This window comes from Paenibacillus sp. J22P169, from assembly GCF_059691995.1.
The window spans coordinates 160,063-177,230 of record NZ_JCAUAO010000007.1; the positions used below are offsets into that span (position 1 = coordinate 160,063).

Below are 17,168 nucleotides of genomic sequence, written 5' to 3' on the forward strand. Positions count from 1 at the left end.
CAACTACAATGAATTTTTTAAAGCGTTTCAGGAAAATTTCAGCATTATTATTAGCATTATTAGTTGTCTCTGATATCGGAATATGGCCTGTTTCAGTTTTGTCAGCAGCTAGTTCATCCCCTATTGATGTACTTGATCCGGGTTTTATGAATAGCCATGGCGGCAATTCTGTTTCCATAAATGCCGATCCAAACAAGTCACCATACGCAGTCTTTGGCGAAGCTTTTGGTACGGATAATCCTGTCGAGGGTGCTACAAAAACGGCAAGAGACATCCTCGGGGAAGAAGCGGAAAGACATGTTGCAAATTTCTATGATCAAACTTTAGGTAAAGACGTTTTTAAGGTAGAAGTGAATGGAAGCGATTGCTATTCCTGTTATTTGCATAATACGACTTACGACAGCGCTACCGGCACTTTTATCGGTGGTAACGACGACAGACAAAGAATTGAAATTAGACCACCTGAAGAAAGCAGAGATCGGATAGGCTTGGAAAATGATATTACAGCCTATCACTGGAAGCTAAAGATAGATAAAGAGCTTACAAAGCCTGATGGTTTCTTTCATATATTCCAATACAAGGCGTACAACTCTTATGGTCTAGTTGGAAGCACATTACCACTTCATGACGCAGTTAAATATCCGAACTTCTCTAGCGCTGAGGATGGAAATCCGATACTTACGTTTACGGTTTCATCATCAGCTACGCAAAATTTGGAGTTCCGTTATGCTGATATTGGTACGGATGCGGGGCAAGAGACGCTTGCTAGTTACCCACTGAATGCCATTAAGGACAAATGGGTTGATATTACAGTCAAAATTCTTAACTCTGAGTCTGGTTGGGTCACAATGACGATGAAAGACAATGAAACCGGGCAAATTTTGATGGAATACAATGATCCTAACAGAGTTCTTGATATCTGGAGACGCCCTGAGGTGAAATATAACGAAACGACGTTTGAGGGGCCGTATCCTGCAGTTGACGATATGATTAACCGCCCTAAATGGGGGATTTACCGTAAGGCTGATAAGTCGAATCCGAATGTCAAGGATGCCAAAATTTACCTTTCTGATATGACGCTTTATAAGTCTGCGGTAGGTGTTTCTCCAGTTAACCTTGCTTACGGTAAAAAAGCTTACAATGTTGGCCCTACAACTGGTAATGCGTTCCAAATAGCTAACGCTAAGGCAGAAAGACTAACCGATGGTGTACAAAAAGACCCTGTTACTTATTCGACGACAGTACCCCAGAACAATTATTCCGCACTTGGCGTTTTGAACTGGATAGGTACAGAAAGCTCCAAAAAGGGTAATGTTATTATCGATTTAGGAAAGAAAATGGACTTTAGTCAAATTAAGCTCTTTGCTGAAACTTCAAGATTAAAAACCGTTAACATTTATGTCTCAAATGAAGAAAATGATCGTACAGATGTTGACAACATCGTATTTAGTTCAATTCCATCATTTATCTATACGGGTCCTAACACCGGCGATGATACCGTAGATAAAGAATATCTCATAGATTTGGGAGGAACGTATAGTTCCCGATATGTGAAATTATTTTTTGAAAACGGTTCAGGCTCCAACACGACGAATGCTTCCACATTTACAATGACGGGTCCGCCACGTATGACGGAGCTTGAGATTTACAATGCGCCTCAAAAACCTAAAAATGTGACAATCAGTTACTCTGGCGGTTCAGAAGCAACTATTTCTTGGGATCGTGTTCCTGCTGATCATTTCGTTATTTATGATAACGGAAAGTTACTTGTAGATCATGCTGGTTCAAATAGTTATAACCTAACACAGTTAGACCCCGGGGCCATTTACAATCTTTCTGTGAAAACCGTATATACAGATCCATATTCTTTCAAGCCGATGCTTTCAGCAGAAAGTGAAGTTAAACTATTACAGACCGATGGCAATCCGATTGTTCCCAATCCTCCATCATCAGTGACAGCGACAGCCGCATCGGATAAATCCATAAACATGGTCTGGGATGCAGTAACTGATGCTCAGAGTTATAGAGTGGCACTGGTTACTGACGCTGTTGAGAGAGTAGTGCTGGATGATTATCAGGGTACATCCTATACGGTAAAAGATCTTTCCCCTGGAACGTCGTATCAAGTAAAGGTTTACGCCATAAGAAGAGGTACATTGTCTGCTGCAGCGGCAGAGGACCAAGTTACAACCTCCGGTATAAAGAACGGTTCCGATAATCTTTTATTTAATAAGGAAGTACAGTATCCGAGAGTCTGGAACGATGATACAAGCAGCTATGGAGCTAATAAGGCACTTGATAATGATGCGGATGGTTCCCGATGGGTTTCTCTCAAAGGTTCCACATCGGCATGGATGATGGCTGATATTGGAGAAACAACCCCTGTTAGTGTGCTGGAATACTATAGCTATCAGAACAAGTTGAAAAAAGTTTCTTTCTATTATGCAACGGAGGGTGAAGCATTCACGAATCCAAACAGTAATAAATGGATTAAGATACTTACCGACGACCGCGTGGGACAAGGTAAATATGGCAATCCCGCCATTACTAAAATTGCAGAGAGGATTACACTTGCTGCGCCTGTAAATGCAAGATTTATTAAATTTACGGTTGATGAAGTTGATGGTGACATTAACGTAAATGAAGTTAAGGCTTTTGGACCTATATCCTTTGTCCCGAATTCTGCCTTAACGGTTGCTGCGAAAACAGATACCAGTATTTCACTTAGCTGGTCCGGTTCCAATACGTCAATCCCGGCTTCAAGCTATCAGATTTATAATGGAAATACGAAGCTAGCAACCTTGGCAGCTAACGTTTTTACATATACTGCTATCGGTCTTGCGCCAAATACGGAGTATACATTCAGGGTTAAAGCTGTCAGTGAAGCTGTGAATAGTTCTGAATACTCGACACTAGGTGGACTGACGCTTCATGTAACAACTTTGGCGGATCAGACAGCTCCGACAGCTGCCGTTGCATATAGCACCTCTTCGCTGACCAATGGGAACGTGATTGCCACGATTACGCCGAGCGAGTCAGTTACGGTCACGAATAACGACGGCTCGCTCAGCCATACGTTCAGCGACAACGGAAGCTTCACGTTTGAGTTCGTCGATGCAGCAGGCAATAAAGGTACGGCAACGGCGGCGGTTGCGAATATCGACAAGATCGCTCCAAAGCTTACGCTATCGGTCGACAAGCCAGTGCTTAACCCTCCGAACCACAAGATGGTGACGGTCACTGCGAGCGTGTATGCGGATGGGACCGGCTCCGATATTGCATCCGTCGTGTTGACGTCGATTGTCTCGAACGAGCAGGATAACGGGCAAGGCGACGGCAATACGGTTAACGACATCCAAGACGCGGCGTTCGGAACATTCGATAAATCGTTTAGCCTCCGCGCAGAGCGTTCCGGTAAAGGAAACGACCGCATCTATACGATCACGTATACGGTAACTGATACGGCCGGCAACGTAGCAAAAGCCTCGACTCAAGTGGTGGTTCCGCATTAATGGCATGATCCAAACGGCAGTCCTCTAGATGAGGGGTGCCGTTTTTTCGATAGTAAAAGTGTAAAAAATCACAACCCCACTTAATTTTTGCCATCCCGTTATGCGGAATTGTTTTCTATACTGGTAGCTAATGCTAGTTGGTTCTACATGATGAAGGAGGGGCAACATGAAATTTGCTCAGGAGAAAGTCAGCGATATTCAAATCGCTTATATTGGCGGCGGCTCGATGTATTGGGCTAAAAATCTGATTGCCGACTTGGCGCTGGATGGTCAATTATCGGGCACGATTCGCTTGTATGATCTTGACTACGGGAAAGCCAAAAATAATGAAAAGCTGGGTAATTCGGTTTCTGATTATGCAGAGACGAAGTCCAAATGGACATACAAAGCGTATCCGACGCTCCAAGAGGCGCTGCATGGATGCGATTTTGTCTTTATTTCGATTCTTCCAGGCACTTTCGAGGAAATGGCATCCGATGTCCATGCGCCGGAAAAATACGGTATTTATCAAGCGGTTGGCGATACAACTGGACCTGGGGGGGTGCTCAGAGCGTTGCGCACCATTCCCATGTACGTAGAAATTGCCCAAGCCATTGAGCGCTTTTCGCCGGATGCCTGGGTGTTCAACTATACGAATCCGATGACGCTCTGTACACGGACGCTCTATGAAGTGTTTCCAAAAATTAAAGCACTTGGTTGCTGCCATGAGATATTCGGTACACAAGGGCTGTTGATTCGCATGCTGCGTGATATGGAGGGCATAGAAGGTGTACATCGCGATCAAGTGAAAGTGAATGTGCTTGGTATTAATCATTTCACATGGATTGATCAAGCGACATATCAAAATATGGACCTAATTCCGATGTACCGGAAGTTCGTAGATAAGTACTATGAATCGGGCTTCGAACATAACAAAGATGCCTGGATGACGAATACGTATACAGCCGCTAACCGTGTGAAGTTTGATTTGTTTCGGCGTTATGGCGTTATTGCTGCGGCAGGGGACCGCCATCTGGCGGAATTTATGCCTCCTTGGTATATGAAAGATCCAGAGACGGTTCGGTCATGGAAGTTCGGTTTAACAACAGTCCAAAGCCGTGTCGAAAAGCATGCTGCAACCGAGCTATTTTACGGGAAGCTGTTAAGTGGTGAGGAGAAACTACCGCTCAAGACATCCGGAGAAGAAGAAGTTAGACAATTAAAAGGCCTAATCGGACTTGAGCAATTTGTAACCAATATTAACGTTCCGAACGTTGGTCAAATGAAAGGTATTCCGCTGGGAGCAGTTGTAGAAACGAATGCTGTGTTCGCTGCGAATAGCTTGCGTCCAGTTTACGCAGGTGAGCTTCCGATGGAAGTGAATAATCTGGTCTTGCAGCATACGCTGAATCAGGAGTTAATTTTGAAAGCTGCTCTCCAAAAGGACAAAAACCTAGCATTCAAAGCGTTTGTCAACGATCCGCTAGTGAAGATCGATATCCATGATGCGGAAGTATTGTTCGATCACATGCTGCAAAATACGAAAGCTTATTTGCCTGGATGGAACATCTGATGGCGGGTCAGCCATGAGTGTAGATGCAGCGATATACAGCGAATCCGCCTCCATCAATCCACAGGACGATAAAGCTGTTCGCCGGATGATTTTCAAATTGGCAGGTCCATCTTTGACGGAAATGCTGCTCATGAATGCAACCCAAATGGTGATGATGATCCTAGTCGGACACCTCGGGGCCGTTGCTGTGGCAGCTGTTGGCTTAACAAGCCAACCGTATTTATTATTGGGCGTACTATTTGCTGCGCTGAATTCGGGTACAACCGTTATCGTTGCTCGTTCCACTGGAGCGGGGAAGATGGGGGACGCAAATTTGGCTGCAGGGCAATCGCTTATGCTCGGTACTGTTCTATCTGTCCTTATTGTTTCCCTTGGAGTTACCTTTGCGGAGAGTCTGCTTCAACTGATGGGAGCTAGTGATGAGGTCGTTCAAGTTGGGTTGCCCTATGCAAAGATCATGTTTTTCTCGATCGGCTTTTCCTCCATCTCGTCTGCTTTATCAGCTATTCTGCGAGGCTCGGGAGACACCCGAACACCGATGAAAATCAATGTGCTGGCAGGCTGCGTGAATGTAACCCTCGGGTTCCTGCTGATTTACGGTCATCTCGATTTACCACAAATGGGCATTACGGGTGCGGCAATCGCTACTTTGGTGGTTCAGTCCGGAGCGATGATTTGCTTTATCGTTGTTATGTTCAGCGGAAGATTTACGGTCCGCATTGGCTGGTCAGAGATAAGCCGTTTGGATAAAGCAATGATCAGCCGAATGTTAAGGATTGGCATACCGAGCAGTCTTGAACAGTTGATTATGCGATTAGGGATTATGACGTTTGTAAAAATTTGTGCCGGATTGGGGACCGTTGCCGTCGCGGCATCACAAATTGTAACGAGCATCATTGGCATTTCATTTATGCCGGGGGCTGCTTTTGCCATAGCAGCTTCTACGCTAGTTGGGCAAACCCTCGGTGTAAGCAAACCCGATCTTGCTGAACGATACGTATGGCAGGTTCGAAAATACGGCATGATCGTGGCCGGATTTATGGGAGCGCTATTCATTTTGTTCGCTCCGCATATCCTTAGGCTGTATACGAACGATGAAACGATTATTCGTGAAGGGGCTTGGGCCCTTCGAATCGTAGGATGTATCCAAGTGTCGCAAATATCGCAATTTGTTCTTGGAGGCGCGTTACGAGGAGCAGGAGATACCCGTTATCCCTTATATTCAACATTCATTGGCGTGTGGGGAATCAGGGTTGTACTGAGTTACTTGTTTGTATATGTCTTCCATTGGGGCATGATTGGCTTATGGAGTGCGGTTGCAAGTGATCAGTTTCTCAGATCTAATCTGATTTATTTGAGGTTTAAACGCGGGGCTTGGAAGTATCTCAAGGTTTAATACGCACAAAGGGGACGCGACAAAATGGGGATTGTGTACGATTCGAATTCACAAACCTTCCATCTTCAAGGGAAGTCATCGAGCTATATCATGCAACTGATCAAATCCAAATATGTGGCCCACGTTCATTGGGGGCGTCAAGTGCGTGGAAGCAATCCGGGAGGGCTGCTCGCTACGAGACGACGCTGCTCTTTCTCTCCATCCACGGATCCGGATGATCTGACACTATCTTTGGATACATTACCGCAGGAATTTCCGGGATATGGAGGGAGTGATTATCGAGTTCCGGCCTATCAGGTTCAAATGGAAGACGGCACGACAGTCAGTGAACTTGTCTATGAGTCCCACCGGATTTACGCGGGAAAAGCACCGTTAGAGGGACTGCCGTCGACCTATACGGAGGATGAGAGCGAAGCAGAAAGCATCGATATCGTATTGAGTGATCCGTTGATCGGTTTAAAGGTCATTCTTACCTATACCGTATTTCGTGATTTAGACGCGATTACCCGGTCTGTTCGATTTTTGAATGAGAGTAATCAGTCCATCAAGCTGCTGCGAGCATTGAGCTTCGGTATCGATATTTCTCGCAGCGATTTCGATATGCTTCATTTATCTGGTACATGGGCGCGCGAGCGTCATATCGAAAGACGCCCGCTTGTCACAGGCGGATCTGTGATTGAGAGCCGTCGGGGGGCTAGCAGCCACTCGCTTAACCCATTCATGGCGCTGCTTTCGAAACAAGCGGATGAAGATCACGGAGAGGTCTACGGATTCAGCCTTGTTTACAGCGGGAACTTTGTTGCTCAAGCCGAAGTGGACCCTTATGGAACGACTCGTGTCGTGATGGGTATCAATTCGTTTGATTTTTCGTGGCTTTTGGAGCCAGGGCAAGCCTTCCAAACGCCCGAAGCAGTTCTCGTTTATTCTGCCGAAGGCATCGGCGGGATGTCGCGCACCTATCACAAGTTGTACCGCACACGATTATGCCGTGGACAATACCGTGATCGTCACAGGCCAATTCTGATCAACAACTGGGAAGCCACTTATTTCAATTTCAACGCGGATAAAATTGAAGAGCTTGCGCGAGTGGGGAAGGAGATCGGTTTAGAACTTCTCGTGCTGGACGATGGTTGGTTCGGCAAACGTGACAATGATAAAAGCTCACTCGGAGATTGGTTCGTTGATCGAAACAAGCTTCCACAAGGCATGGCGGATTTGGTAAGCCGTGTGAAGCAGCAAGAGCTAGAGTTCGGTCTATGGTTCGAGCCTGAAATGGTGTCCCCGGATAGTAACCTGTATAGGGCTCATCCCGACTGGTGCCTGCATGTACCAGGGCGGCGGAGGACAGAAGCCCGGCAGCAGTTAATTCTGGACTATTCGCGTCAAGATGTCAGAGACTACATCGTGAAAGTCATCACCGATATCCTTGCGAGCAGCCTCATCACGTACGTGAAATGGGATATGAACCGCAATATGACGGAAATTGGTTCTGCCCAGCTCCCGCCAGAACGGCAGCGGGAAACGGCACATCGTTATATGCTCGGGCTTTACGAAGTGTTGGAACGGATAACCTCGGCATTTCCAAATGTATTGTTCGAGAGTTGTTCTGGCGGCGGAGGGCGGTTCGATCCAGGAATGCTCTACTATATGCCGCAGACATGGACGAGTGATAATACGGACGCCGTTGAACGGCTGAAAATTCAATATGGAACGAGTATCGTGTATCCAATCAGCACGATGGGCGCTCATGTTTCCGCAGTTCCTAACCATCAAGTGCATCGGACCACGCCGCTTGATATGCGTGGGCATGTGGCGATGTCGGGGAATTTCGGCTACGAGCTTGATTTGACCACATTCACGGAAGCAGACAAGGAAGCCGTTAAGCAGCAAGTCGTGCTGTATAAACAATTGCGGCCGCTGATCCAGTTCGGTGAATTTTACCGACTAATCAATCCATTTGAACACACTAGCGCGGCTTGGATGTTTATTTCGGAGGATAAGAAGGAAGCTTTGGTCGCTTTTTTTCAAGTGCTGTCAGAGCCAAACGCACCTCTCAGGAAATTGCGATTGAAGGGCCTCGCACCAGAGAGTAATTATTTACTATATGATGCGGGAGATCCGGATGAGCGTGTGGAAATATTTGGAGGAGACGAACTCATGCACGTAGGTCTTAATTTACCGATCTGGAAGGGCGATTATCGAAGCCGCCTTTACCGATTGAAAATGGAGGAATGACAAGATGAAAAAGCTGCGTTTGAGCGATTTACAGGATAAGAGGAACGGTCACATTTTGCAGGATGTATTACCAGGTGCTTATTTATCCTCAGGCGGTCTGTCTTTCGCGAAACGGGGCGACCGCAGCCATACGAATGATGGTCCTGAGGGGAGAGACTACCATGTTCACGGAGATTGTGAAGCGTTCCTTATATTGCAAGGAACTGGAACGATGGAATTGAACGGGGAGTTTATTCCGGTAACTACCGGAGATATTGTGATTGTTGAACCAGGTGAGGATCATCACCTTATTTCGAGTGAGGACGACCCAATTGTCACTGTTTGGTGCCATGCAGGTGCGAATCGCCATAAGAATCAACAGCAGGAGGATGTAGTGTGAACAAAATCATAACCACGGACACCCATTCATTTGCTTTATCGAGTGAGGAGCATGGGTTTACCGTCACGTTGCATACGACAAAGCTCCAGAAGGGGATCGATCTCATCACGCTGCGATTGGAAGCGGAGGAGGCGCTAGCGCCCCCCGTATTCACACTTCGATGGTCGCATCCCGCCTGTGACATTCAAGGCAGCTGGCATCCAGCCCAGGACCGGAATAAGAGCTTTAAGGCCGATTGGATGCGCACTTTGCGCTCCAATGCTGCTGCATCGGCTCCTGTGTATGCGTTATTTAATAGTGTGGGTCGTAATAGGCTAACATTTGCCTATTCAGATGCACTTAACACGGTACACTACTCGGGTGGCATCAGTGAGGAAACCGCTGATTTCCATTGCTGCGTCCAATTGTTTACAGAGACGACGGCGCCTTTCCAATCGTATGAAGCGAAGCTTCTCGTAGATACGAGAGATGTTCCTTACTATGAAAGCCTTGATGGCGTTCAAGCGTGGTGGAGTGAGATGCTGGAATATCAACCAGCATTCGTCCCTGAGGCTGCCAAGGAACCGATGTATTCAACCTGGTATAGCATGCACCAGAATGTAACAGATGCCCATATCGAAGAACAGTGCCGTATCGCTAAGACGTTGGGGATGGAAGCTGTCATCGTAGATGATGGCTGGCAGACGGCAGATAACCGCAGAGGGTATGCCTATTGCGGGGATTGGGAGACCTATGAGGGCAAATTCCCCGATATGAAGCGGCATGTGGACGCGGTTCATGCGTTAGGCATGAAATTTATCCTCTGGTATTCCGTTCCTTTTATCGGCAAATATAGTCAGGCATGGAATCGGTTCAATAATAAAATCCTTCGATTTAATGAAGGACACGGAGCAGCCGTGTTGGATCCGAGATATCCGGATGTCCGGGAATATATAATCAATACCTATGAAAAAGCGGTCAAAGAGTGGGGCTTGGACGGCTTCAAGCTTGATTTTATTGATACGTTCTATTCGCCTGAACTGCAGCTACCTTCCACAGTGGAAGGTAAGGATTATGAGTCGATACCTGCTGCTGTTGACCGCCTACTGACGGACTCTATTGGTAGATTGAGAGAATTAAACCCTGCTATCATGATTGAGTTCCGCCAAATGTATATCGGTCCGGCGATGCGCAAATACGGCAACATGTTCCGTGCTTCCGACTGTCCGAACGACAGCATTCAAAATCGCGTGCGAACGCTAGATCTCAGGCTGATTTGTGGAAACACGGCGGCTCATGCCGATATGATCATGTGGCATCCTGAAGAACCCGTGGAAAGCGCCGCCTTACAGTTGATTAACTGTTTGTTCTCGGTGCCGCAGGTTTCTGTCCTTTTGGATAAACTGCCTTCTGATCATTTGAAAATGCTTACCTACTGGCTTGCGTTCTGGAAAGAGAATCGTACGCTGTTGCTGGACGGCCGAATCGAACCTATGAATCCGGAATTGTTATATCCGTTAGTCCGGGCTGTACATGAGGATCGAGGGATTATCGTTGCTTATCATGAGCAAATTGTGCCTATCGATGCTATCGATGCAGCCATGCCCGTGTCTCAATGGATCGTTGTGAACGGTAGAAGGCAGGATGGACTCTATGTAGAGGTTACAGGTGAAATAGGGATAGCAAGGGTGACCATTCGCAATTGTTGCGGTGAAATCACGGAGGAGCTGTATGTCGAATTGACGGCAGGTATTCATAAGCTTGCGATTCCGGCGTCAGGTCTTGCAACCATCTCTATCAGATAAAGAGTAGAAACACGATAGTCATAAATTGGGGGGTCAACGATGAACTATGCAGCAAATGAAGGAAGATATGCAGACATGCCATACAATCGAAGCGGAAAGAGTGGCTTAAAGCTGCCGCCGATTTCGTTTGGATTGTGGCACAATTTTGGTGGTGTCGATCTATTCGAGAATAGCAGAGCGCTTGCGCGTCATGCTTTTGATCTGGGGATTACGCATTTCGATCTTGCGAATAATTATGGTCCACCGACAGGCTCAGCGGAAGAAGTGTTTGGGCAAATTTTGAAAAAAGATTTGCATCCCTATCGTGATGAGTTAATTATTGCTACAAAAGCAGGTTACCGCATGTGGGATGGTCCATATGGGGAGCGTGGCTCCCGTAAAAGCATGCTGGCCAGCCTTGATCAAAGCTTGAAGCGACTAGGCATGGAATATGTGGATATTTATTATTCGCACCGTTTCGATGCGGACACACCTTTGGAAGAAACGATGAGTGCTTTGGATCAGGCTGTACGTCAGGGAAAAGCGCTGTATGTCGGCGTGTCCAACTATAATGCGGAGCAAACGGAGCAAGCCGCAGCTATTTTGAAAGGTCTTGGCACGCCGTTTATCATCCATCAAGTACATTATTCGATGTTCGAAAGACGGTTGGAGCAGGGGCTGCAAGATATTTTGGCAAGAGAAGGTGTGGGGTCCATCGCCTACAGTCCTCTCGCTAGGGGACTTCTGACGGATCGTTATTTGGAAAATATTCCGGCGGATTCCCGTGCTGCAGGCGTCAGTGTGTTCCTAAGACCTGAGGATATTACGGAGGAAAAGATCGCAAAATCACGTCTTTTAAATGTACTAGCTCAGGAGCGAGGGCAAAGTCTGGCCCAAATGGCTTTAGTTTGGGTTCTTCGTAAGGGACTTGTGACTTCTGCTTTAATTGGAGCAAGTAAAGTGAGTCAGCTGGATGATAATGTGGCCGCTTTGAAGCAGCCTGATTTCACGCAGGAAGAATTGGATCTTATTGATCACATATTAAGTAAATGAGCTAAGAGCATCGGGTGGACATTGTTGTCCATTCGGTTTTTTTTATTTTCAAAAATCATAAAAAATCACAACCCAGTGGAAGTTATCCCATGTAACAGATCAGGCAATCCATGTACCATCAGGACATATAGCGTGTAAAAGGAGGAAGAGGAATGGATAAGCAGATGAAGCGGGGAAAGGAAGATTTTGAGGCGCAGATTATGCAGTTGCCTGTTGTGGATACGCACACCCACCTAGTGGGGGATCGGCTCTGCGCGGGCGACTTCTGGGAGATAGCCCACTATTTCTGGTTGTTTCGTGAACTGCAGGCTGCCGGTTACCCAGCGAATGCCATGGAACTTCCGGAGGACGAACGTATCGCTGCTTTCTTGGAAGCTTATCATGGGTCGAGAAATACGATGATGAATGTGGCGATGACGCATATTTTCCGAGATTTATACGGCGTTGTCATCCGTGACGCTGCATCAATCAGGGAGGCTGACGCCGCCGTGAAACAGTCTGCGCAGCGTGCTACGTGGGCGCAGGAAGTAGCAGACCGATTGAACGTAAAGAGATTCGTCGTGAATATTGCCGAACATGCAGCGTTCCAAAACATGCGAGAGAACGCCATCCTGATCCCGCGAATTGATGGGAAAATCGGCGGATGGGTCAAAGAAGTCGCGTTGTCGCATGATCCAGCCCGAGCTTTCTCACAAGTGCGAGAGCAATTGTCTCAGCTATTGGATTCCTATAAGGAAGCGGGTTACGCGGGCATCATGACCACATTGCCAAGTTACGAAGCCAGCGCGAACCGGAAGGTTGTGGTCGGGCAAGGCAGCACCAAGGATGAGATATTCATGATGCTTTTGCACGAATTAGGAGCCGCAGCGGAGCAAAGGGGTCTTCTCATACAGCTGTTTCTCGGCGTGGAACGTTCCTGGTGTGGAACAGCCACTCCAGTCAATGACCCCGCTCGGATCCTAAAGCTATCAGCCTTGTTTGAAGCCTATGCCTGTACCTTCGAGCTTGTGGTGGCCTCGGAACTCAACAATTTGGATATTGTTCAAGCCGCATGGAACTTCCCGAACGTTCATGTTGGTGGACATTGGTGGTTTAACTTCCGTGCGAGTACATATCGCGATAGTATGCAGTACCGGTTAGAGGCGCTGCCGGCGATCAAAAGCTCACTCATTGTTTCTGACGCCAGATGTATGGAGTGGAGTTACGGCAAGATCGTGCTTGTCAAAAAGCTTGTGAGTGATTTCCTGTGGGGGCAAATCGAGGCAGGTTGGATCGATTACGATACAGCCATCTATGTTGCGGAGAATTGGTTGTACCAAAGTGCAGCGAAGCGGTACGGGGCTGCTCAATCGTAAAAAAACACAAAGCGCTATAAGTTTCACCATCGCCACTTTGGAACAACCCTAGTAAGATGAAGAAGTCAAAACGATGCAGCAGGCAAGAGGGGGAGGACAACATGGCCAGCAAAATACAGCCATCCGATCAAACCATGTATAATTTCACATCGCAGAGTCAGAAATGGGCTTTTATGCGAAAACATTGGCCAATTTATGTGATCTCATTACCGGGAATTATTTATTTCTTACTTTTTAAATATATCCCATTATTCGGTTCGGTCATCGCGTTTCAAAACTACAACATTTTCAAAGGAATTAAAGCAAGTGAATGGGTAGGTTTAGAGCATTTCCAACGCATGTTTGCCTATACCGATTTCCTGCAGATTTTAAAAAATACGATCATCATCGGCATTTACGATATCTGTTTCGCTTTTCCAGTACCAATCCTGTTGGCGCTTCTCATTAATGAAGTTCGCATCATGGCTTACAAACGGATTGTACAAACCGTGGTTTATATGCCGCACTTCCTGTCATGGGTCATCGTCGGTGGCGTTGTTGTTGGGGTATTGTCGCCTTCTACGGGAATCGTCAATCATTTACTCTCCTTGTTTGGTGTTGAGCCGATATATTTCTTAGGGGAAAGCAGCTATATTCGGACCATTCTCATTAGTTCAGGGATTTGGAAGGATAGCGGATGGGGGACGATCATCTATTTGGCAGCGATTGCAGGCATTAATCCTGATCTGTACGAAGCTGCACAAATTGATGGAGCCAGTCGCATTCGACAAGTATTTTCCATCACGATTCCTAGTATCCTGCCAACCATCGTCATTTTGTTTCTGCTTCAAATTGGTAATTTTCTCGATTTCGGTTTCGAACGCGTCTTCGTATTTCTTAACCCGCTTAATAATGAGAATGGGGAGATTATTGATACGTTTGTCTACCGGGCAGGGCTTGTTGATCGACAATACAGCTACACGACTGCGATTGGGTTATTCAAGTCGGTAGTGGGTCTTATACTTATCATGATCAGTAATACATTTAGTAAAAAAATGACTGGAGAAGGCTTGTACTGATTCGGAAGGAGACCGGAGGTGAATTGCTATGATTATGACAAGAGGTCATAAAATTTTTAATGTATTCAACATTCTATTGTTAGGGGCACTCGGATTGAGTATGGTGCTGCCCTTGATTCACATTATTGCTCAGTCCTTAAGTAATAACACGGCGATTAATGCAGGTGATGTATCGTTCTGGCCAGTAGGCTTCACATTGGGAAGCTATAAGCTTATTTTACAGGATCCGACGATATGGATTGGGTTTCGGAATAGTGTCATCATTACCGTATTTGGTACGTTCATTAATTTGTTTATGACAACAACACTTGCTTATTCCTTGTCCAGACCCGAGTATTTGTACCGTAAATCGGTTCTGCTATTGGTGCTGTTTACGTTAATTTTCAGCGCACCATTAATTCCTAACTATTTGTTAATCAAGCAATTAGGGTTGCTGAATACCCTCTGGGCTTTAATGCTGCCAATGGCGATAAGCGCTTTTAATCTATTCGTTATGCGTTCGTTTTTCCTTAACCTGCCATCGGAGCTGCTTGATTCGGCGCGAATTGACGGCTGCGGAGAATTCCGGATCCTTTGGAATATTGTATTGCCTCTATCTAAACCTGCGATGGCTACGATGGGCATTATGTATGCCGTGGGTCACTGGAACCGTTATGCTGAGGCCGTCTTTTATATCGACCATCGTCAATGGATTCCGCTGCAAGTGCGGCTGAGGGAAATTGTATTTACCGATCAGTTGGGGCAATCAGACGTATCATCGGAATTAATGCAATTCATATCACCGGAAGGGATCAAGATGGCGGTCATTGTCGTAGCTACGATTCCAATCCTATGTGTATATCCGTTTCTGCAAAAACACTTTATCCAAGGTATGATGGTTGGATCGGTGAAATCTTAAACACCTACATCTGAACGCTGTCGCTCATTTTGGAATGGCCTCGTTCAGGTTTTCTTTTAAAATCACAAAAAACGACAGCACATCATAAATTTACCAATCTTCAAATTTTTGTATCCTGTGTATGCTGTGAATGGTAAGTCATTCATAACATTTAGGAAAGAAGGGGTTCTTTTGAAAAAAGTTACAAATGTCGCACTCATCGCTGTATTGTCTGTCGGTACACTAGCGGGTTGTTCAACAGAAACTGATCCACAGCAAGCAACGTCCACAACAGCCACACCAGCAGTAAAAAAGCCAGCGACCAAGTTCTCTATCTCTTATCCGACCACGACGAATACTGGATACCATACTCGAGTTGACATTAATAATGACAAATGGGTGAAGAAACTAGAGGAGTTGACCAACACAGACCTCACGCTTAAAGTAACGGAAGTAAGCAAGATGGGCGTCATGTTCGCGAGCAACGATATTCCCGATGTAGTTGGAAGCTTGGGTACAGCGACAGATAAAGCGATGTCAGGCTCCATAGAAGCGGGCGTTTTCATGCCACTCGATGATCTGCTGAAGCAGAATGCACCGTATTTAATGAAGAATGTCCCCAAGGAAGCCTGGGATTCGGTATCCTATAATGGGAAGATTTACGGGATTCCGAACTGGCTAAACAATCCTTCCAGACGTGCAACTTTTATTCGTACGGATTTGCTGGAGAAAGCCGGTCTGCAAGCGCCTAAAACAGTCGATGAATTTCTGAACGTACTCAGAAAGTTTAAAGATATGGGTGTCAAATATCCTTACGGCGGCCGTGAAACCTTGAAATATGCCGATACGATTCTTGGCGCCTTCGATGTGCTCCCTTATAAAGAACAATTCGAATTGGTGAACGGTCAAGTGGTACCGAAATTTTTCGATGTGGAGAATATGACCAAAGCCCTAACCGTATATAAAACCATGTTTGATGAAGGCTTGATGGCGAAGGAGTTCGCGACAACATCATCAACGGATTGGTTGAAAAATATACGTTCTGGTGAGGTTGGTATCTGGTCCTCCAACCTGGTTAGCTTGAATGACTTCCGGACAAACATTCCAAACGCGGTGAAGGACGCAAAGATCGATGTCATCTCTTCTCCGAAGGGCCCTGATGGCATGAGCGGTTACCTGATGTATTTGCCAGTAACAAGCGCGCATTATATTAATAAAAACGTGAAACCTGAAACAGCTGCTGATATCGTCAAGTATTTTGATTGGATGTCGTCAGAAGAAGCCTATAAATTCTTCACTTTCGGTATTGAAGGAGATACATATACGGTTGTAGACGGTAAAATTAAGTATAAGGAACCGACTAACAAAGAGGAGCAAGAAGAGCAGGATCACCGTGGTACGCTGCACTCTGCTCATGAAAGTACCGTGAACCGTCTGAAAATGCAAACGGATCCTAATGGACCGTACATTCTGAATGCATTTGACAATATTCTGGCTAAAGAAGGTTTATCAGGAATCGGCTTTGCGCCTGATTTGGAGGCCAATGCCAAATATCCGGATGCTGCTTCACCAGGTTCGGATGCTGCTCCGAAAATTATTATGGATCATATGATTAAAATGATTTATGGCAAGGAACCGATTTCGGATTGGCCAAAAGTTATTGAAGAGTATAAAACCAAAGGCGGCAACGAGATCATTAAGGAAGCGACCGACCGCTACAACAGTAAAAAGGGAGTTCTATTCCTAGGTAAGAAATAGTAATCAATAAAAAACTGCCCCGGATGCGGAGGTACTGAAAAACGACAAGTTCTTCAGTGTCTTCGTGTGTGTGGGTGGTTTTTATTTTTTGATATTTCATGCTAAATTTGAGGTGCGAGAACGTCAAATCTTAATCGTATAAAATGACAAGTCAGCTTAAATTTATACATACTGGTAATAACAAATATTCGTTATGATACTTACAGAATTATGAAATCGCTTGCACTCTG

11 protein-coding genes are annotated in these 17,168 nt (G+C 45.9%); all 11 read left to right on the forward strand.

Annotated elements, in window-relative coordinates:
* The first annotated feature begins 8 nt into the window (after positions 1-8).
* The 11 genes from AC58QG_RS26660 (at position 9) to AC58QG_RS26710 (ending at position 16,938) form a co-directional block, all read left to right on the forward strand.
* Positions 9-3,512, forward strand: coding sequence for a fibronectin type III domain-containing protein (locus tag AC58QG_RS26660; RefSeq protein WP_497365122.1), 3,504 nt, complete (start codon positions 9-11; stop codon positions 3,510-3,512).
* A gap of 166 nt (positions 3,513-3,678) precedes the next feature.
* Positions 3,679-5,064: a family 4 glycosyl hydrolase gene (locus AC58QG_RS26665; protein ID WP_497365123.1), complete on the forward strand. Its 1,386-nt coding sequence runs from the start codon at positions 3,679-3,681 to the stop codon at positions 5,062-5,064.
* Positions 5,065-5,077: 13 nt separating this feature from the next.
* Positions 5,078-6,460 carry an MATE family efflux transporter gene (locus AC58QG_RS26670; protein ID WP_497365124.1) on the forward strand — a complete coding sequence of 461 codons (1,383 nt, stop codon included), beginning with the start codon at positions 5,078-5,080 and terminating at the stop codon, positions 6,458-6,460.
* Between the two features lie 24 nt (positions 6,461-6,484).
* Complete coding sequence (locus AC58QG_RS26675; RefSeq protein ID WP_497365125.1) at positions 6,485-8,695, forward strand: alpha-galactosidase; 2,211 nt, start codon at positions 6,485-6,487, stop codon at positions 8,693-8,695.
* Positions 8,696-8,699: 4 nt separating this feature from the next.
* Positions 8,700-9,074, forward strand: coding sequence for a cupin domain-containing protein (locus tag AC58QG_RS26680; RefSeq protein ID WP_497365126.1), 375 nt, complete (start codon positions 8,700-8,702; stop codon positions 9,072-9,074).
* Positions 9,071-10,858, forward strand: coding sequence for a glycoside hydrolase family 36 protein (locus tag AC58QG_RS26685; RefSeq protein WP_497365127.1), 1,788 nt, complete (start codon positions 9,071-9,073; stop codon positions 10,856-10,858). Before AC58QG_RS26680 ends, AC58QG_RS26685 begins: the two co-directional genes overlap by 4 nt.
* A 39-nt stretch (positions 10,859-10,897) precedes the next feature.
* Positions 10,898-11,890 (forward strand): aldo/keto reductase, encoded by a 993-nt coding sequence (locus tag AC58QG_RS26690; protein ID WP_497365128.1) that lies wholly within the window; start codon positions 10,898-10,900, stop codon positions 11,888-11,890.
* 152 nt (positions 11,891-12,042) lie between these two features.
* Positions 12,043-13,245, forward strand: coding sequence for a glucuronate isomerase (locus tag AC58QG_RS26695; RefSeq protein ID WP_497365129.1), 1,203 nt, complete (start codon positions 12,043-12,045; stop codon positions 13,243-13,245).
* A 101-nt stretch (positions 13,246-13,346) separates the two neighbouring features.
* Entirely contained in the window at positions 13,347-14,303 is a 957-nt protein-coding gene (locus tag AC58QG_RS26700; RefSeq protein ID WP_497365130.1) for an ABC transporter permease, read from the forward strand.
* Between the two features lie 28 nt (positions 14,304-14,331).
* Positions 14,332-15,201: a carbohydrate ABC transporter permease gene (locus AC58QG_RS26705; protein ID WP_497365131.1), complete on the forward strand. Its 870-nt coding sequence runs from the start codon at positions 14,332-14,334 to the stop codon at positions 15,199-15,201.
* 171 nt (positions 15,202-15,372) lie between these two features.
* Positions 15,373-16,938 (forward strand): type 2 periplasmic-binding domain-containing protein, encoded by a 1,566-nt coding sequence (locus tag AC58QG_RS26710; protein ID WP_497365132.1) that lies wholly within the window; start codon positions 15,373-15,375, stop codon positions 16,936-16,938.
* The last annotated feature ends 230 nt before the right edge of the window (positions 16,939-17,168 follow it).

Bases quoted from the DNA above. Each gene is read 5' to 3' on its own strand.
- AC58QG_RS26660 (WP_497365122.1), top strand. From the start codon at position 9: ATGAATTTTTTAAAGCGTTTCAGGAAAATTTCAGCATTATTATTAGCA.
- AC58QG_RS26695 (WP_497365129.1), top strand. From the start codon at position 12,043: ATGGATAAGCAGATGAAGCGGGGAAAGGAAGATTTTGAGGCGCAGATT.
- AC58QG_RS26705 (WP_497365131.1), top strand. From the start codon at position 14,332: ATGATTATGACAAGAGGTCATAAAATTTTTAATGTATTCAACATTCTA.
- AC58QG_RS26670 (WP_497365124.1), top strand. From the start codon at position 5,078: ATGAGTGTAGATGCAGCGATATACAGCGAATCCGCCTCCATCAATCCA.
- AC58QG_RS26700 (WP_497365130.1), top strand. From the start codon at position 13,347: ATGGCCAGCAAAATACAGCCATCCGATCAAACCATGTATAATTTCACA.
- AC58QG_RS26665 (WP_497365123.1), top strand. From the start codon at position 3,679: ATGAAATTTGCTCAGGAGAAAGTCAGCGATATTCAAATCGCTTATATT.
- AC58QG_RS26680 (WP_497365126.1), top strand. From the start codon at position 8,700: ATGAAAAAGCTGCGTTTGAGCGATTTACAGGATAAGAGGAACGGTCAC.
- AC58QG_RS26690 (WP_497365128.1), top strand. From the start codon at position 10,898: ATGAACTATGCAGCAAATGAAGGAAGATATGCAGACATGCCATACAAT.
- AC58QG_RS26675 (WP_497365125.1), top strand. From the start codon at position 6,485: ATGGGGATTGTGTACGATTCGAATTCACAAACCTTCCATCTTCAAGGG.